We start from the raw sequence: 18,790 nt of genomic DNA on the forward strand, positions 1-18,790 counted from the left end.
ATCCATGAAGTCTGACGCGCCAGATTTTGTGATGAATGTACAGGAGCAGCCTCTCGCATGCAGCCTGGTCATCCTGGTGGACAGCCTGGGAATCGTCCATGCGGTGAACGGCGGGCAGGTTCGTTTTGCGGAGATTTTTGGCCAGGATCTGCGTCTGCCGGAAAGCGGCAGCAGTTGTTTTGATTTCTTTGCCAGCGAATGTGAAACCCGCTTTGAAGGGGGGGCTCGATGGGCAAAGACTCTCAAGGAGGTGCTGGATCAGCAATCGGCGGGCGCGCGGATCGAATCATGTCTTTCAGGCTCGACCGCAAGGTGTTGGATTGAAATCACGATCATTCCGCTGCCGGTTGGCGACAGCCCTGGTGCGCTGATCACCTGCATAGACATCACCTCACGGAAGCAGGCGGAACTCGAACTGCGCCATCGGGAAGCGCAAGGAAGGGCCATTGTTGATCTCGAGCCCGAGTGCGTGACGATCGTCGACTGCGAAGGGCGGTTGCAGGACATGAACCCTGCGGGCCTGAAAATCATCGAAACAGGGTCTCTGGCAGAGGTCAAGGGGGGGCTGATCGTAGATCTGGTACATCCGGATGACCGGGAGAAACTTCAGCAGCATCTCCGTCAGGTGATTGAGGGCGAATCAGGGCAGCAGATTTTTCGCGTTATTGGCCGCAAAGGCAGGCTGTCCTGGATCGAAATGCACTCGGTTCCCTTGCGTGATGCCGAAGACCACATGATTTCGATGCTCAGTGTGGCCCGGGATATTTCCGAAAGGAAACAAGTTGAAGAGCGGCTGCGGCAAAGTGAGGCCACCATGGCAACCGCCCAGGGCATCTCACATTTCGGCAGCTGGGAGCTTGATTTGACGGTTTTGGACGGGACCGGCAAAAACTCCCTGCGCTGGTCAGACGAAGTTTATCGCATCTTTGGTTATGAAGTGGGGGGGGCCGAAACCACGAATGAGATTTTCTTCAGTGCGGTTCATCCTGATGACCGCGAAATGATCCGGCGGGCGGTCAGCGAGGCCATCCGCAGCCATGGACGCTATTCGATCGACCACCGGATTATTCTGCCAAACGGCGAAGTCCGGCACATCCACGAAGACGCCCAGATTTTTCGCGATGAGCGGACCGGCCAGCCCTTGCGAATGGTGGGCACGGCGCATGACATTACGGAGCGCAAGCTGGCCGAGGAAGCGTTTAAAACCAGTGAACTGCGCTTCAGGCATGCTTTCACGAATGCCAGCGTGGGGTTTGCGATCACGGACATGAGGGGAGTCGTCCTCCATATCAACAAGCACTACTGTCAAATCATCGGTTATGCGGAAAACGAAATGATCGGCAGATCTTTTGCCTCTGTGACGCATCCGGATGATGTGGCACGCAAGCAGAGGCTGAACCAGAGGTTGATAGCGGGAGAGATCAACGACTTCGTCGTTGAGAAACGCTATCTCTGCAGGAATGGCGAGGTGGCCTGGGTGGAAAACAGTGTGTCCGCCATCCGGGATGAAGCCGGGGTGGCTCTGCACATGGTGGTCCTCTGCAAAGACATCACGGAGTCACGCCACAACCAGGAACAGCTGAGATTGCTTGAAGCCTGCGTGGCTCATCTCAATGACATTGTGCTCATCACCGAGCCTGAGCCCCTGGATGAACCCGGCCCGCGCATTGTTTTTGTGAATGATGCGTTCACCAGGCAGACCGGCTACACACGGGAAGAGGCATTGGAGCGAAGCCCGCGCTTCCTGCAAGGGCCGGCAACCGACCGGCTGGCACTGGGCCGCATGCATGAGGCCCTGGCCCAAGGGCTGCCATGCAAGGAGGAACTGGTCAATTACAAGAAGGACGGGTCTGTTTTCTGGGTAGAGATTGATGCCGTGCCGATCACCGATCTCAACGGCCAGACGAGTCACTTTGTGGCGGTCCAGCGTGATATCACCGCACGCAAAGAGGCCGCCGACCGGTTGTGGAAGAGCAATCTGCGGTACGAGAGGCAGCATGTCGCTCTGGCCCGGATGATACGTAGCGGCGTGATGCAGGCCGTCCATTTGGAGTCCGCGTTTCGTCTGATCACGGAAGAAATCGCCCACGCCATGGAAGTGGAGCGCGTCAGCATCTGGCGGTATGATCAAAACCGCAGCAGCATCGTCTGTCAGATGCTGTTTGAGGCAGGTGCGCGGCGGCATTCCTCCGGGCTAGAACTGAGTGGAAGAGATTACCCGGCCTATTTCCGAGCCATGGCGCAAAATGAAACCATTGCGGCAGATGATGCGCAGCGTGATCCACGCACACGTGAGTTCACCGAAAGCTACCTCTCACCGCAGGGTATCACCTCCATGCTGGATGCCCCGCTGCATGTGGGCGGGGTCCTGGCCGGAGTGCTCTGTCAGGAGCATGTCGGTCCGCTGCGGGCCTGGCTGCCAGAGGAGAAAAGTTTTGCGACTTCGATGGCCAACTTCATTTCCCTGGTGCTCGCCCAATGGGAGCGCAGGCAGGTTGAGGACATGCTGCGTCAGCAGGCGTCACTCCTCGACAAGGCAAACGATGCCATTCTGGTGCGTGATCTGGACCACCATATCACCTACTGGAACAAAAGCGCTGAAAGTCTCTATGGATGGACCGCCGAGGAGGCAAGAGGGCGCAAAGTGTCCGAACTGCTCTACGTCGATGATTCGCAGTTCGAGGAAAAAAACAACCAAGTGCTGACCGATGGAGAATGGGCAGGTGAAATCCTGCAGGTGACCAAGGCGGGTAAAGAGGTGACCGTGGAGGGGCGCTGGACCTTGGTGCGCGATGCCGAAGGCCGGCCCAAATGCGTGCTGGCCATCAACACCAACATCACCGAGCAAAAACGGCTGGAAGATCAGATTCTGCGTTCCCAGCGCATGGAAAGCATCGGCACCCTGGCGGGTGGAATCGCGCATGATCTCAACAATGTGCTCACTCCGATCATGATGTCGGTGGATCTGCTGAATCTGCGCATCAAGGATGAGGTTTGCAGGGAAACACTGGAGACCATCGCCTCCAGTGCACGCCGAGGAGCCGACATGCTCAACCAGGTGCTGTCTTTTGCCAGGGGCATGGAAGGGCAGAAGACCCCTTTGAAGATCAGCCGTCTGCTGCAGGATCTGGCACGCATCGTCGGAGACACCTTTCCAAAAAACATCCAGCTCCGGCTGCTGGATGAACTGCTGGAAACCGATGCCGTGTCAGGCGACGCGACGCAGATCCATCAGGTGCTGCTCAATCTTTGCGTCAATGCGCGGGATGCCATGCCTGCCGGCGGTACGCTCACGATCAAGGCGGCACACCTTTTGATCGACGCGCAATACGCCGCCATGAACATCGAGGCGCGTGAAGGGCCGCACATCATGATCAGCGTCGAAGATGATGGAGTGGGCATTGCGCCGGAAATTCTCCCAAAGATTTTCGATCCCTTTTTCACCACCAAGGAAATGGGCAAGGGCACCGGACTCGGGCTGTCCACTTCGCTGGCCATCATGAAAAGTCACGGTGGCTTCCTCCGTGTTTACAGCGAGCTGGGGCATGGCTCATGCTTTCATGTGTATCTTCCGGCACAGCCGACCCAGGTCATGGAGCAGACGGTTGTCGAAGAGCCGGTGCTGCCTCGTGGCAATCAGGAGCTTGTTCTCCTCGTCGATGACGAGGCGGCCGTGAGGGAAATCACACGGCAGACACTGGAAGCGTACGGCTACCGTGTGCTGCTGGCTGCGGATGGAGTGGAAGCGGTGACTCTCTACTCCAAGCATCAGCACGACATCGCCCTGGTTTTGACCGACATGCGGATGCCGGTCATGGACGGCTCCACCACGATTCAGGTTTTGATGAAGATGAACCCCGAGGTCTGCATCATTGCCGCCAGTGGCATCAATTCCAACAGTGGTATTGCCAAGGCCGCAGGCACAGGGGTGCGGCAGTTTCTGCCCAAGCCCTACACTGCCGAAACCATTTTGCGGGCTCTGCACAACGTTCTGCACGAGCAGTAAGCGCAAAAAGGTCAGGCCGCCTTCCGTGTCGTCTGCAGCACGTCTCCGAGTGCTTCCAGCAAGGAGTCGGCATTGTAAGGTTTGCGCAGGAAATGCTTCACTCCCAGGCTGTTGACCTGTGCCTGCATTTGGTGGCTGAGCCCGCTGGCGCCGATGATGGGCAGGTCAGGATGGATTTTGAGCAGCGCCTGGATGAGCGTTGGTCCGTCCATGTTGGGCATCATCATGTCAGTGATGAGCGCGGCCGGTTTCTCGGAACTTTTCAGGAAGGTGGCGATGGCGTCAGTCCCGTCGCAGGCGGCGACCACGCGGTAACCAAAGGCTTCCAAGGTGTGCTTGGTGGCGGTGAGAATGGCGGATTCATCATCCACGACGAGGATCAACTCGCCCTGCCCAAGGCAGCGTTTGGATTCGACTATTTGGATCTCCCTGTGCTCCACGTCCGTTTTGGCCGGCAAATAAATGCGAAACACCGTGCCTTTGCCCATCCGGCTTGTGAGATCGATGAACCCGTGGTGCGATTTGACGATGCCCAGCGTGGTGGCAAGTCCAAGTCCGGTGCCCTTGCCCATTTCCTTGGTGGTGAAGAAGGGATCAAAAATGCGATCCCGCACTTCCAGCGGGATTCCCGTGCCCGTGTCTTTCACTTCAAAGACCACATGCGGTCCTGTCTTGGCGTCGGGGTGCATGCTGGCAAACTGCTCATCCACGACCACATTGCTCATGGTGATGTCCAGCTCGCCTCCCCCGGGCATGGCATCACGGGCATTAACACACAGATTGAGCAGCACCTGGTGCAGTTGGGTGGGGTCTCCTTCCACGTTCCACGTTTCTTCCGGGCAGGAGATCCGGCATTTGATGAACTTGGGGAAGGTCTCATGGATGAGCTGCTCGATTTCCTGAAGCACGTCCTGTGGGCGCAGGCGCATGCTGCGGCCCTCGACGCCACGCGCAAAACTTAGAATCTGCTTCACCATTTCCGCACCGCGATTTGCGCTGTTCTCCATGGCGTTCAACAGCTCGATGTCGCGCGGTTGCTGCAGTTTCATGCGCAAAATCGTGAGCGACATCAAAATGGGGGTGAGCACATTGTTCAAGTCATGCGCCACACCACCGGCGAGGGTCCCGATGCTTTCCAGACGCTGATTGCGCAGGGACTGTGATTCCATGCGGCGCTTCTCAGTCACATCGGTCATGAATCCCTCGGTGTGTCGCATCACGCCGTCTTCGGAGGGGATTCCCTGACCGCGTTCCCAGATCCACTTCACCGCGCCTTCCGCCGTGCGGATGCGGTAGCTCATCTCAAAGCGTTTCCCAGCAGCGACAGCCTCTGTCACTGTTTGACGTACATGTTCCCGGTCTTCCGGATGAATCAGATCACCGAAGAAGACCTCGCCGTTGCCGGCGAATACTTCCGCCTCGTAACCCGTGAGCTCCAAACAGCCTTCGCTGATGAACTCCAGTGTCCATTTTTCATCGATCAGAGAACGGTAGGCCGCACCGGGAAGGTTGCCCATCAGCGTCGAAATCATGCGCTCATTTTCGCGCAGGGCTTCGATCGCCTGCTGGCGTTCTTTCTCCCTCTCCACGGTTTCCATGGCGAATGAAAGGTCATTGGCCAGGGCGCTGAGCACGCGGATTTCCTCCTCCTGGAAGCAGTCTCGCTCATCGGCGTAAATCAGCAGCACCCCCACAGGGATGTTGCCTGGTTTCAACGGGAACGCGGCGCAGGAGCGAAAGCCACGTTCCAAAGCCCGCTCGCGGAAGTAGAATGTTTCATCGTGCTCGATGTCATTGGAAATCTCATGGGTGCCGCTCCTAAAGGCGCGTCCAGCCGGTCCGCGGCCGGAGGGATGATCTCCGCGGGTGATGAGAGTCAGACCATCCAGATAGTTTTGATAACTGCCGGCGCAGGCAGCCGGCTTCAAGCTTTGGGATTCTTCATCAAAGAAGGCAATCCAGGCCATCTTCATGTTGCCCTTCTCCACCGCGATGCTGACCGCTGATTCATACAGCAGCTGCGGCTCACGAATACGGACGATCGCCTCATTGATGCTGCTGGACATCGCATGCAGCCGGTTCAGGCGCAGCAGGCGCTGTTCGTCCAGCTTGCGTTCATGAATGTCCAGTGCGGACCCGGCCATGCGGTAGGGCTCGCCATGCTTGTCCCACAAGGCCTGGCCACGGGCCTCAAACCAGCGATACCCGCCCGCCTTCACCTGAATGCGGTATTCGATGCAGAATTCGCTGCGCTGCTCCAGATGGCTCTCCAGCGCGGCACGCACCAGTGGCAGGTCCGCCGGGTGCATTTTCTGCTCCCAGGCAAAAAACAGACTGGGAAATTCCTCGTGGTTGTAACCAAGCAGTTCACGGAAACGCGCGGAATAATAGACGCCGCCTGTGCGGATGTCCCAGTCCCAGACACCGCCGGTGGAACCCGTGGCCGCCAGCGCATAGCGTTCTTCACTCTGTCGCAGAGCCAGCTCCGCCTGGTGGCGTTCCATTTCCGCCGCCGCACGCACCGCAAAGAGCTGGAACATGGCCTGCAGGCGCTCCCGGTGGTCCAGCGTATTTTCGCTGAACACCGCAATCATTCCGATCACACGCCCGTCTGTGGCATGCAGCGGCATGCCCATGTAACTGTTCGCCCCAAGTTCCTGCAGGATCTGGTCGTCTGGAAAGTGCTGCCGCACATTGCTGTCATAATAACAGACCTCGCCACTGGCCACGTTGTAACATGGCGAGCCGATCAGGGAGCAGGTCTTGTTGGGCAGGACCTTGCCGTCTGCGCAGAAACCCAGCGTCCGCACCATGCGGTCTCGCTCTGGCAGGAGCATTGCCACGGTGGCGTATTTGGCTTCTACCGTGCGGGCTACTTGTAGACAGAGTGACTGGAAAAAAGTCTCGCCACTGCGTGCATCCACACCTTCGGCCATCGCCCGCAGTGCTTCCTCCATTTTTTTCTCCACCGTGATGTCCGAGGCCAGCGAAAGTATCGACTGCAGCTCTCCCTCCTCGTTCAACAAGGCGGAATTATGCCACTCACACACAATCACCCGCCCATCACTGGTGAAATTGCGGTTGATGCAGGTATTGCGGGACTCCGAGCGGTCCAGCAGCCGGCCCAGCGTTGCCTTCACCCGCGGCAGATCTTCGGGATGAACGAAGTTCCAGTCACTGTGATCATTCCCCATGACCTCAGCTTCGGTCCAGCCAAAGATTTTCTCCGCCTGGGGCGACCAACGGCAGATGCGGCTGTCTGTGTCGCACTCCACCAGCGCCAGCGAAGTGTTTTCCAGGTGATAGAGCAGCGTCGCATGGGCCTGCTGCTGCAGTGCCTCCTCCTGCTCGCGTCGTGTGGTGAAATCCCGCAGGTTGCCAATGATCGCCACCGGCTTGCCTTCACTGTCTCTGACAATGGACCGGTTGTCACTGATCCAGCGATAAGCCTCATTTTTGTGCTTGAACCGGTATTCCAGAACGGGTTGAAAATCCCCGTTCAGATCACGTGCCATCACTTTTTCCAATCGCTCGCGCTTCGATTGATAATCCTCGGGATGAATCCGAGAAAACATGAAACGAAGTCCTCCCGCGATGCATTCCTCAATGCTGAAACCCAGCACCTGCTCCACCGCTGGACTGATGTAATCATAGGTCAGCGAGGGCAGGCTGAGACAGTACACCGGGTCTTTGGAGTTGCCGAGCACGGTGCGGAAACGCTCCTCGCTCCGCCGCAGCTCGCTCTCGGCATGCTTCCGCTTGGAAATATCACGCACGGTGACGACCAGCCTGTCTTTCCCAAGGATCTCGGCCTTGCGCATGCTTACCTCCACCCAGAACACGCGTCCAGAACGTGCGCGGGCCTGCCATTCAAACATCTGCGGGCCTTCCTCCATCGCCTTGCGCATCCAGTAGAGAGACTCGTCCAAGGTGTAAGGCGGAGTGTTCACGCTAAGCTCAGCTATGGAAAGCCGCCGCATTTCACCAGCCTCGCAGTCATACATCTCACAGGCACGCTGGTTGACTTCCAGAATGGCCCCGGTGACGACGTCGTGGATGAAAATCGCATCATTGAGGCAGTCAAAAACACTGCGAAACCAGTCGCCACGCACCTCAATGTCCAGGTCTTCGGTGGCGGTGGCCGTCGTCATGGTGGGAATGATCATGCAGGAGTAGTTTCGATCATTCACAGTGATTTTTCTAGTGTCAATTCCTCCGGTGAATCAGTCTCGGTGACTTCGGTAGAGCAGATTGCAGTGATCGTCTCTGCCAGAATCTTCAGTCCTTGCTCCTTCGACACGTAGCCATGTACATCGCCACGGCTCAAAACCGGCAGCATGTCGGCGCTGGAATGGCTGCTGAGCACAATGACTTTGATTCCCTGCCTGATAAAATACCCACATTGCTCCACCAGATCAATGGCTGATCCGTCTGGCAGTGTCATGTCCACGACCATCACGTCAATAGGGTGCGAATGCAGCACTGGGAGTGCGGCCGCCACGCAGTCCGCCTCCAGCAGTTCATAATTGGGCAGGTATCTGCCCAAGGCAGCACGCACCACATCACGATAGAGGTCGTGATCCTCGACCAGCAGGATCACTCCGGAATTTCCTGAACCATTGGAATGCCAATTTGCCTGCTGCATAAATGCTCTTTAGTTTCTGATTATGACGGGAATCAGCAGTAACATACAGCAAATCTGACACGTGTAGCGGGGAAGCATGATAATGAATAATGATTTAGACTCGCCTAAACTTCGGCAGCATGACTCGCTGAGGCCGAACTTCTCTCTCGTTGAGGGTTCCATAGCGGAGAAAAACGAGTTCCTTGGCAACATGGGGCATGAGCTGCGCAATCCGCTCGCGAACATTATCGCTCAGGCGGAAACACTGCAGGAGGGTGTTTACGGGCCTATGGAGAAAGCGCAGAAAATGGCGGTCACAGCCATTCAGGACAGTGCCAGGCAGTTGGTCCAGCTCATCGCTGACATGGTGGATCTTGGCAAAATCGACGCAGGTGCGTCATCGCTGACCCAGACAGCATGCATGGTGAGTGAAAAGTGCGCTGGCAGCGTGGCCGCCTTGGCGGGGCTTGCGCAGTCACGGTCCATTCAGATTATCACCGAAGTACAACCCCCCAGCCTCGGAGTCCTTGCCGATGGGCACCGGCTGCAGCAGATCATCACCGAGCTGCTTTCCGCCGCTGTGTTATCCATGCACACGGGCGGTCAGCTGCGGCTCCATGTCACTCATGATGAAGGCACTCTGCAACTTCAGACACAGGGAAGCGTCGGCCAGCTGCCCTCGGAACCGGCGGTCATCCTCAACCGGCTGGGAAAAGTCAAACCTATTGGCCTGGCCTTGCTGCAGAAACTGGTGCAACTCCACTGTGGCACTTTTGAGGTGCTCGAAACAGCCGGGCAGAATGTCTGCATGACCATTCATCTGCCACTGGACCGGTCGTCGGCTGCGGTGCCAGCGCAGGAACAGCCCCTGCCTGAGCCTTCTATCAGCCATGAAGCCCCTCTTCCGGCTTCTGCTGCCCGCCAGCCCATCATTTTGATCGCTGATGATCAGCCTGCCCTCATCGCTGTTACACGCAACTACCTTGAAAGTGTTGGCTTCCAAGTCATCACAGCCCGGGATGGCAGTGAAGCCATCCAGCAGGCCTGCACGGTGCAGCCCGATCTCATCCTCATGGATGTGCGCATGCCCGTCGTGGATGGTTTGAGCGCCATCCGGCAGATTCGTGCCTCCACAGATCCTAAAACGCGTGACATCGCCATCGTCAGCCTTTCCGGGCATTCGAGTGCCGCAGACAAAGAAAAGTGTCTGGCCGCAGGAGCCACCGCCTACCTGAACAAACCTTTTGGTGTCCGCGAACTGGATCGCATCATCGCGGAGCATATCCGCCCGGATCGCAATTGACCGGCCTGGGGTGCGCATGGATCACCACCCCGCAAAGTTTCAAGCATGGCGTGCGCGCGTCTTGCCGCCACGGAGGAGGCGAAGGGCATTCGCGATGACCAGCAATGTGGCGCCGGTATCCGCGAGAATTGCCAGCCAAAGGCTGGCATGGCCGAGCAGGGCCATGATCAAAAACACCGCCTTCAGCACGAGGGCAAAAGCAATGTTGAACTGGATGATGCCCACGGTGCGGCGTCCCAGTGCGATGGCTTCGGCGACCATGCCCAGATCATCCCGCATCAGCGTCATGTCCGCTGTTTCGATGGCTGTGTCCGTGCCTGCACCACCCATGGCGATGCCCACGCTGGCGGCGGCCATGGCTGGCGCATCATTCACGCCATCGCCGATCATGCCGACGTAGTTCAGTTCGGCGATGAGAGCTTTCACGCGCTCGATCTTCTGGTCGGGCAGGAGATCACCGTGCGCTTCATCAATGCCGCATTGCCTGGCGATCGCGCTGGCCGTGCGCTGATTGTCACCACTGAGCATGACGATCCGTGTGACGCCTGCGCGGTGCAGAGCCGCGATGGCCGCAGGTGCCTCCGCCCTCAAAGTATCGCCCACGGCCAGGATGCCCAGCACTCCCCCCTGACAGCCCGCATGCGGCCGGTGGCCGACCACGACCACGGACTGCGCCTTGGCTTCAATGGTCGCGAGCTGCTGCTCGATCTCCGCAGAGCAGACACCCAGCTCATGGGCCAGGCGATGGTTTCCCACAAAGTAGCGATGCCCGCTCACATCCGCCTCAGCTCCGCGCCCGTCGAGAGACTGGTAGTTTTCACTGCGTGGAAACGCGACCTTCCTGTCCTTCGCATAAATCACCACAGCCTGCGCCAGCGGATGTTCTGAGTGCGTGTCGATGGCAGCGGCGATGCGGATGATCTCCGTTTCATCCTTGGAGCTCACCAGGATGACATGCGTTACGCGCGGTTTGCCTTCCGTGATGGTGCCCGTCTTGTCCACGCACAGCGCCTTGAGTTTGCCCACCGCCTCCAGCACCGCACCGCCTTTGATGAGCACCCCGCGCCGCGCCATGGCCGTCAAGCCGGAGACCACGGACACCGGTGTCGAAATCACCAGCGCGCAAGGGCAGGCGATGACGAGCAGCACCAGAGCGCGATAAAACCACGCGAGCCACACACCACCGAAGAACAGCGGCGGCAGCAGCATGACGAGCACTGCGGCGACCATCACCACAGGCGTGTACCACCGGGCAAACACATCCACAAAGCGCTGAGATGGGGCCTTCTGCGACTGCGCCTCCTCCACCAAATGAATGATCTTCGCCAGCATGCTGTCGCTGCTCGCCTTGGTGGTGCGTACATCCAGCGATCCTGATCCATTGATGGTGCCTGCAAACACGCCATCGCCGGGCTTTTTCTCCACTGGCATCGACTCCCCCGTGATGGGCGCTTGATTGACGGCGGAGTTTCCTTTCACCACCTCACCATCCAGTGGGATGCGCGCGCCGGACTTCACCGCGATGGTGGCACCCACGACCACCTCCGCAACGGGCACTTCACGAAACTCGTCGCCCTCTTTCAGTAGCGCAGTCTCCGGCGTCAGCTGCATCAGCGCCTGCACCGCCTTGCGTGCACGGGCAAGACTGTAGGCTTCGAGCAATTCGGACAGGGCAAACAGGAAAGTCACCGCCGCACCTTCCGACCATTGGTTGATCATCAGCGCTCCCGCCACGGCCACGGTCATCAGCACATTCATGTCCAGCGCCAGCCGCCGCAGCGCACGCCATGCCTTCGGCACGGTGAACCATCCGCCTGCAATGATCGCCACCGCATATCCCACATCCGCGCTCCACCCTGGCCCGACTTTGAACCACTCAATGAGCATGCCCAGGCCGAGGCTCACACCCGAGACGGCGACCGCGATCTGCCGTACCCGTTTCGCGCCTTCCAGGTCGGCCGCTGCTTCACCATCCAGCGCCGCCTTCATGCCGGTGGTGCCGATGGCGCTGATCAGCTGCGCCGTTGTCAAGCTTGCCTCATGCAAAAGCGTGACCTTGCCACCCATCAAGTTCACCCGCACCTCACGCACACCCTTGAGCGGTCTCAGCACCTGCTCCAGCGCCGCGACTTCATCCGCACAGTCCATCCCGGCAATCCGAAGAATTGTCTGTTCATCCCCCTTGGCATCAGGATTGAGAGCGATGCTTTCAGGCGCAGTCTGGCTGTGATCATGCGCATGATCATGTCCATGCTCTGAGGCGTGGGATTCAGAGTCATGGGCCTTGGGGGTGATCATATGAGAGTGTGATTAAATCGTGAGCGTGGAGGCAGAATGCAGAGAGAAGCGCCCGAGTTGTGCCAGATGTCTGGCAGGCGGCCTTTCCAAACAGTCGTGCGAAACGAAGGTCCTCGTGTCTGTTCCTTTGCGGGGATTCGCGTGTGCGATGAAAATAGTTGGATGAATCTCGAATACGCGCAGCCGCTCCGCGTCTCATGAACACGCCGTTAGAATGCGGCAACAAATCAAAAGCAAACCTCCTCTCATCATGAAAAAACTCTTCACCCTCATTGCTGTTACCGCCAGTCTGGCTGTTTTCGCTCCTTCCAGTTCGCAGGCCTTTGACGGCCACCACTCCAGCCGCAGCTTCGCGAACAACTGCAGATCCTGCGGCACTGCGGTGTATCGCGAACGCGTCGTCGTTGGCCGCGATCGCCACGGTCATCCCATCTTTGGCTATCGCATCGTCAGCCATAACTGCCGCCCAGTGAGCCACAGTCATGGCCATGGGCATGGACTTGGCAGCAATGCTGGACCCTCCCGCTGGCCAGGATTTCATTTCAATTTTGGCGGTCATTCCAGCCATCGCTAATCCAGGGTGAAGACACGGCCTGCCGGAGAACGAAAGCTCTCCGGCAGGCCTTTTTTTTATGGGATGAAACGTGAAAGCGGTCATGATGGAAGTGTTTCATCACCCTCATGACGATGCTGAATCCAGGGGCGTCATGCCTGGACTTTACTGGAGCGGTTTTCGCTGGAACAAGGAACAGGCCCGCACGATTATAGCATTAATCCTTGAGCTTCGCATTGGCGACCTCGGCGGGGTACAGCGCCTTGAGCTGCGCGAGAGTTTTATCCACCTCGTCCAGATGCGGAGCCGCCTCCGCTGGTTTGCGCGCAGCGAAAGCATCACGCACGCCATTGAGCGCGGCCTTCAATGCATTCACCAGCATTCCTGCTTCAGCCTGCTTGGGCGCATCCGTCTTGCCCGGCAGAGCGGAAGCCAGCACCGGGAATGCCTCGGTGACTTCATCGATGGCCTCATACCTTTTGTCGGCGGTGCCTTCGTGAAGTTCTTCCGTGTGCTGGTTGATCTCCGCCCACAGGCCGGCGAGTTCCGCAGGGACTTCCACGTTCTTGCCGCTCTTCTGACTGCCGCAGCCGCACTGCCATTCGGGCTTCTTGCACTCGCTGCACACAGCCGTGTTGAAGTGCAGCCGGAAGGGGATGGACTTCGACGCTCCAGGTTCGCGCAACTGCATGATGACGTAGTAATCGTCCCCTGCAGGCGCGGTCTCCGTCACCAGTGTTTCGCCATGGGTTTCGACGCTGAGTTTCTTCGCCGAGCTGCGGTCACCCGCAGTGACGACTAGCTTGCGCTCACCAATCGCGATGGGTTTGCGATCCTTGTCCAGAAAGGTGATTTCAAAGCGACGATCCGCGCTGACGTTGAATTCTGCATTCGGTGTGCTCACGGAATCAATCGCCAGGATGCGACCACCGCTTGGGCTGAAGATGAAGCGCCCGTGCGCATGCAGGCTGCCGCAAAGAGCGAGCAGCATGGCCAAGAGAAGGAGGATCTTTTTCATGATGATGAAGGTGAAATTATAGCACGGCATGTCCATGCCGTGGCTGTGATTCGCGGCATGCTACTTCTTCGCCTCATCGCCATGCGCGCAGGTGCAGGCATATTCCTTGTTCTTGCAGGTCGGGCATTGCTCCAGGTTGAGATTGAACTTCTCATTCACGGCCTTGGCGCCTTCCTTCGCGCGGATCTGCACCACGGTGGGGAGGTTGTTGCCTTCAGGGATGACCTTGTCAGAAATCAGCTTGTCGCCTTCTTTGGCAAAGCTCAGCTTCGTCGGTGCTGAGCGTTCACCCAGCGTGACGCTGATGACTTGTTCGCCAGGGGCGACGACTTTGTTGTCCTCGTTGATGAAGCGAATTTCCACCTTCTTGTCCTTGTTCACGAAAAACTCCACGTGGGGTTCCACCTCCGTGATGAGCCTTCCGCCGGTGGGGCCAGCCTTGGTTTCATGGTCGTGCTTGTCTTTGTCGGCAGCATTGGCGGTGAAGGCCAATGCGAGTGTCAGCAGGGTGGTAATGAACAGTTTTTTCATGGGATGTCAGTGTTCTTGTTTGGTTTGGTTTTATCTTGGTCGCTCAGGCTTGAATGCCTGGCCTCGCTAGAAATTCAGTGAGATGCAGGTGCTTCGTTCTCGATGGCTTTCGCGGCGGCTTTGCGGCCAAGCAGCCAGAACATCGCGGGTGTGATCGCCATGTCGAGAAAGGTGGAGGAGATCAGCCCGCCAACGATCACGACCGCCACAGGATGCAGGATTTCTTTCCCCGGCTGATCCGCCGCCAGCACCAGCGGTATAAGGCCGATGCCTGCGGACAGCGCCGTCATCAGCACCGGCACCAGTCGTTCCAGCGTGCCGCGTATCACCATTTTGCGCGTGAATCCCTCACCCTCATGCGTCATGAGGTGCAGGTAATGGCTGATCATCATGATGCCATTGCGCGCCGCCACGCCACCCACGGCGATGAAGCCCACCAGCGTGGCGATGCTGATGTTGTTCAGCTTGAAATACGTGAAGGCAAGCCCGCCCATGAGCGCCAGCGGGATGTTGACCAATACCTGCAACGCCAGCGAGGCACTGCGGAAGCACCCATACAGCATGAGGAAGACCGCCACGAACACGATGGCTGAAAACAGTGCGATGCGCTGCGTGGCCTCCTGCTGCGCCTGGAACTCGCCCTCAAAGGTGATGAAGTAGCCTTCAGGCAGATTTATCTTCGCCGTGACTTCATCGCGCAACCTCACGACGAGGTTCGACACATCCCGCACCGTGGGCTTGATGGCCAGCGCGAAACGCCGCTGGCTGTTCTCACGAAAGATGACGTTCGGTCCCTTGGCTTCGCGCACATCGGCTACCAGTGACAAAGGGATGCGCTGCAGGTGCCGCCCATCGCCCTCGTCCTGCATCTCGATGGGCAGTTCGGCGATTTTGTCCGGTGAATCACGCCACTCGACGGGCAGCCGCATCACCAGATTCACACGCCGCTGTCCTTCGCGCAGCTCAGCCACCGCTTTGCCACCAATGAGGCTGGAGAGTTGGTCATTGAGTTTGCCGGGGGCGATGCCATACGCCTTCGCGCGATCACGATCCGCCTCGATGCGGAGCTGCGGGATGGAGGAAGTCTGGTCGAGCTTGCAGTCCTGAAATCCCGGAATGGCTTTGGCGATGCTTTGGATCTCGATGCCAAGTTGGCGCAGCTTGTCGAGGTCAGGCCCGAAGATCTTCACCGCCACAGGGGCGGAGACACCGCTCATCATGTGGCCGATGCGATCCGCCAGCGGCCCGCCCACCACCGCAAAGACACCCGGCACTGTTTTGATCTTCTTCGAGATGTCATCCAGGATCTCCTTGCGGCTGCGGCTGCGGCTCTGGCCCGCGCGCTCGCCTTCGATCTCACGAAAATCCACATCGAATTCCGCCGTGGACACGGGCACCACATGGTCGCCACGTTCCGCACGGCCCAGACGCCTTCCCACCTTGCGCACTTCCGGCACGGTGAGGATCTGCTGCTCGATCACGTCGGAGATTTTGTTCATCTCCTCCAGCGAAGTGCTCGGCGCGGTGGTCGCAGCCACCAGCGCCGTCTCTTCCTGGAACTTCGGCAGGAAGTCCTTGTTCATCTGCGGATACAGCAAAAATGAAACGATCAGCAGCACGACCGCCAGCGTGAGGACGATGAGCGGCTGATTCAGCGCAAAGCGCAGCAGCGTGTGCTCCAGCAGCCACTTCATGTTCCGCGTGATGAAGCCGTCCTTGTGCGCATGTCCTGCAGCCGGGTTCAGCAGCAGCGAGCACAGCACCGGGATGGCCGTGAGTGAAACGATGAACGAGGCGATCATCGAAATGATCGTGGCGATGGCAATCGGCGCGAAGAGCTTTCCCTCCACACCCGTCAGCCCGAGCAGCGGCAGGAAGACGAGGATGATGAGAATGGTGGCGTAAAAGATGGAGTTCCGCACTTCGCCCGAGGCCTTGGCGATCACCTGCAGTTTGGGATGCGGCTTCGTCAGCGCCGCATTTTCCCGCAGCCGGCGGAAGACATTCTCCACATCCACAATCGCATCATCCACCACCATGCCGATGGCGACTGCGAGGCCGCCAAGCGTCATCGAGTTCACGCTGATGCCGAACCATTTGAAGATCAGCAGCGTGATGCCAAAGGACAGCGGCATGGCCATCAGCGTGATGAAGGTGGTGCGGAAGTTCAGCAGAAACAAAAACAGCACCAGCGTCACCATGATGGCCCCGTCACGGATGGCCTCGGTCAGATTGCCGATGGCATGATCAATGAAATCCTTCTGCTGAAACAGCAGCGTCGTCTCCACGCCTTTGGGAAAGGTGGCCTGCAGTTCATCCAGCGCCTGCTTGATCTGCTCCGTCAGCTTGCGCGTGTCAAAGCCCGGTGCCTTGGTGATGGACATGATGACGCCATACGTCGGCGATTTCTCCGGCGCCTGGCTCACCGTCGCATCCCCACGCATCGGCTCGATGCCCCAGACCACATTCGCCACATCACCGATGGCAATCGGGCGGTCATTGATCTTCTTGATGATCGTCCGCGCGATGTCGTTGAGCTCCACCGTCATCGCCAGATTGCGCACCATGATCTCGGTCGGTCCCGTGTTGAGAAAGCCGCCTGTCGTCGTATTCGCCGCCTCGGCAGCCGCACGCTCCAGCTCATCATAGCTGATGCCATTGGCCTGCATTTTGTAGGGGTCAGGCTGAATCTCGATCTGCTTGATGCCGCCGCCCATGTTCAGGATTTCAGCAATGCCGGAGATGCTCTGCAGGCGGCGCTTGATGGTCCAGTCTGCCAGAGATCTCACCTCACGCGGCGGTATGTGCCCGGGCTCGCCCTCCTTCGTCGTGGAGCGCACGCCGACGAGCAGGATCTCACCCATCAGCGAAGCCACCGGCGTCATGAATGGCTGCACGCCCGGCGGCAACTGACCGCGCACGCTTTGCAGCCGCTCCTGCACCAGCATGCGCGCCTTGTAGATGTCCGTGTCCCAGCCGAATTCGGCATAGACCAGCGAAAGCGACACATCCGAATTCGACCTCAGCCGCGTCAGCCCCGCCACACCCATCAGGGCGCTTTCCATGGGCTGCGTGACACGCATCTCCACCTCCTCCGGCGCGAGCCCCGGTGATTCGGTGAGAATGATCACCGTCGGCTTTGTCAAATCCGGCAGCACCTCCACTGGCAGCTCCGTGGCCGTGCGCAGGCCCATCACCATCAGGATCAGAGACACCCCAATGATGACCGCGCGATTCGCGAGCGACCAATGAATCAGCTTGTTCAGCATGGCTACTGCGCCTCCTTCTCAGTGGGTTTCGCAGCAGCGGCATCCTCATCGGCAGGCCCGCGCTTTTTGGAAAAGAGCGAGATCAGCAGCAGCACAAAAAGTACGATGGAGGCATACATCCACATCGGGCTGGAGCCTTCCTCCTCATGCTCATGCGCCGCTCCGCCTTTTTTCCCCTCCATCGCGGCCTTCTTCTCTGGAGTCAGCTCGGAGCCGTCTTCCGCATGCTCATGGCCGTGCGCCGCATCCAGCGCCTCTTTGAGCGAGACGCTGCTGGCTCCGGCAAAGGACAGGGAATATGCACCGCGCGTCACCACTTCATCCGCAGGCAGCAGGCCGCTGGTGATCTCCACAAAGCGGTCGTTGATCTCGCCCACCTGCACCTGTGTTTTCACAAAAGCATTCGGCAGATCGAAGTCCTTCACATAGACAAAGCGGTTGCTCGATTCGCCCTGCAGCGCCGCACGCGGCACGCTCACCACATTGCTGCGCTTGCTCATCACGATGGAGAATTCCGCGCGCATCCCCGCTCGCAGCAGCCCGCCCGGATTCGTCAGGCGGAAGATCGCATCAATGGTGCCGCTCTCCTTGTCTGCACTCGTCCCAAAGCGCAGCAGTTCGCCTTTGAATTTCTCATTGGGCAGGGCCGCCACTTTGATATGAGCCTCCGTGCCCGGCTTCATGCGTCCCGCCTGATGTTCCGGCACACGCGCCACGGCATACACCTCACTCAGATCCGTGATTTCCAGCAGCGCCTTCTCCGGATCCAGCGGATCTCCCAGCCTCGCATCGACACGCGTTACCAGACCAGCCAGCGGAGCTTTCAGTGGGATGACCGGTGGTGGATCACCCGGCATGCGGCTCTCGATCTTCGCCACCTCGTCATCCTTCTTCACCGTGTCCCCCGGGGCGACCTTCAGCTCCACAATGCGCCCTGAAATACGAGTGCTCACGGCCGCCACCTTGCTCGGGATGGCCTCGATGCGGCCCAGGGAAAAGATCGTGGCCTCAAAGTCCGTCTCCTCCACCTCCACGGTTTCGATGCGGAGATTCTTCACACCGGTTTCATCCAGCACCACCGTGTTGGCCGCACGTTTGGAGTCGCCTTCGGCATGCGCCATGCCTGCCACCGTGAGGCAGAGGATCAGTCGGGAAAAGGAACGTATCATAAAAGTTAGGTCAGAATTG

Annotated in this window: 10 protein-coding genes; 3 read left to right on the forward strand and 7 right to left on the reverse strand. The window is 58.6% G+C overall.

The features are described 5' to 3' along the window. Positions 1–4: 4 nt before the first annotated feature. Entirely contained in the window at positions 5–4,006 is a 4,002-nt protein-coding gene (locus tag AC24GY_RS06235; protein ID WP_487681226.1) for a PAS domain S-box protein, read from the forward strand. Positions 4,007–4,017: 11 nt separating this feature from the next. On the opposite strand, the gene AC24GY_RS06240 is transcribed toward AC24GY_RS06235, so the two are convergent. Together AC24GY_RS06240 and AC24GY_RS06245 are read right to left on the reverse strand one after the other, a co-directional pair. Further along, complete coding sequence (locus AC24GY_RS06240; RefSeq protein ID WP_487681228.1) at positions 4,018–8,172, reverse strand: PAS domain-containing protein; 4,155 nt, start codon at positions 8,170–8,172, stop codon at positions 4,018–4,020. A gap of 20 nt (positions 8,173–8,192) precedes the next feature. Further along, positions 8,193–8,606 carry a response regulator gene (locus AC24GY_RS06245; RefSeq protein ID WP_487681230.1) on the reverse strand — a complete coding sequence of 138 codons (414 nt, stop codon included), beginning with the start codon at positions 8,604–8,606 and terminating at the stop codon, positions 8,193–8,195. Between the two features lie 127 nt (positions 8,607–8,733). Here AC24GY_RS06245 and AC24GY_RS06250 point away from each other — a divergent pair, with 127 nt between their 5' ends. Further along, positions 8,734–9,933 carry a hybrid sensor histidine kinase/response regulator gene (locus tag AC24GY_RS06250; RefSeq protein WP_487681233.1) on the forward strand — a complete coding sequence of 400 codons (1,200 nt, stop codon included), beginning with the start codon at positions 8,734–8,736 and terminating at the stop codon, positions 9,931–9,933. Positions 9,934–9,972: 39 nt separating this feature from the next. Here AC24GY_RS06250 and AC24GY_RS06255 read toward each other — a convergent pair whose 3' ends face one another. Then, entirely contained in the window at positions 9,973–12,231 is a 2,259-nt protein-coding gene (locus tag AC24GY_RS06255; RefSeq protein WP_487681235.1) for a heavy metal translocating P-type ATPase, read from the reverse strand. A gap of 250 nt (positions 12,232–12,481) precedes the next feature. On the opposite strand from AC24GY_RS06255, the gene AC24GY_RS06260 reads away from it, so the two are divergent. Beyond that, positions 12,482–12,805, forward strand: coding sequence for a hypothetical protein (locus AC24GY_RS06260; protein ID WP_487681237.1), 324 nt, complete (start codon positions 12,482–12,484; stop codon positions 12,803–12,805). Positions 12,806–13,001: 196 nt separating this feature from the next. Here the strand turns inward: AC24GY_RS06260 and AC24GY_RS06265 are convergent, their stop codons facing one another. The 4 genes from AC24GY_RS06265 to AC24GY_RS06280 all read right to left on the reverse strand — a co-directional run bounded on the left by AC24GY_RS06265 (position 13,002) and on the right by AC24GY_RS06280 (position 18,771). Beyond that, on the reverse strand, positions 13,002–13,802 hold the full coding sequence (locus AC24GY_RS06265) for a hypothetical protein (RefSeq protein WP_487681239.1): 801 nt from the start codon (positions 13,800–13,802) through the stop codon (positions 13,002–13,004). A gap of 60 nt (positions 13,803–13,862) precedes the next feature. Further along, the gene (locus AC24GY_RS06270) at positions 13,863–14,333 is read right to left on the reverse strand and encodes a hypothetical protein (RefSeq protein ID WP_487681241.1); all 471 of its coding nucleotides are present in this window, start codon (positions 14,331–14,333) and stop codon (positions 13,863–13,865) included. Between the two features lie 74 nt (positions 14,334–14,407). Then, positions 14,408–17,602 carry an efflux RND transporter permease subunit gene (locus AC24GY_RS06275; protein ID WP_487681243.1) on the reverse strand — a complete coding sequence of 1,065 codons (3,195 nt, stop codon included), beginning with the start codon at positions 17,600–17,602 and terminating at the stop codon, positions 14,408–14,410. 2 nt (positions 17,603–17,604) lie between these two features. Beyond that, positions 17,605–18,771 carry an efflux RND transporter periplasmic adaptor subunit gene (locus tag AC24GY_RS06280; RefSeq protein ID WP_487681245.1) on the reverse strand — a complete coding sequence of 389 codons (1,167 nt, stop codon included), beginning with the start codon at positions 18,769–18,771 and terminating at the stop codon, positions 17,605–17,607. Between the last annotated feature and the right edge of the window lie 19 nt (positions 18,772–18,790).

The sequence above is a fragment of the Prosthecobacter sp. Pr1 genome (assembly GCF_057652315.1).

Coding starts and splice junctions, on each gene's coding strand:
- AC24GY_RS06280 (WP_487681245.1), bottom strand. CDS start 18,771: ATGATACGTTCCTTTTCCCGACTGATCCTCTGCCTCACGGTGGCAGGC.
- AC24GY_RS06270 (WP_487681241.1), bottom strand. CDS start 14,333: ATGAAAAAACTGTTCATTACCACCCTGCTGACACTCGCATTGGCCTTC.
- AC24GY_RS06235 (WP_487681226.1), top strand. CDS start 5: ATGAAGTCTGACGCGCCAGATTTTGTGATGAATGTACAGGAGCAGCCT.
- AC24GY_RS06275 (WP_487681243.1), bottom strand. CDS start 17,602: ATGCTGAACAAGCTGATTCATTGGTCGCTCGCGAATCGCGCGGTCATC.
- AC24GY_RS06265 (WP_487681239.1), bottom strand. CDS start 13,802: ATGAAAAAGATCCTCCTTCTCTTGGCCATGCTGCTCGCTCTTTGCGGC.
- AC24GY_RS06240 (WP_487681228.1), bottom strand. CDS start 8,172: ATGATCATTCCCACCATGACGACGGCCACCGCCACCGAAGACCTGGAC.
- AC24GY_RS06260 (WP_487681237.1), top strand. CDS start 12,482: ATGAAAAAACTCTTCACCCTCATTGCTGTTACCGCCAGTCTGGCTGTT.
- AC24GY_RS06250 (WP_487681233.1), top strand. CDS start 8,734: ATGAATAATGATTTAGACTCGCCTAAACTTCGGCAGCATGACTCGCTG.
- AC24GY_RS06255 (WP_487681235.1), bottom strand. CDS start 12,231: ATGATCACCCCCAAGGCCCATGACTCTGAATCCCACGCCTCAGAGCAT.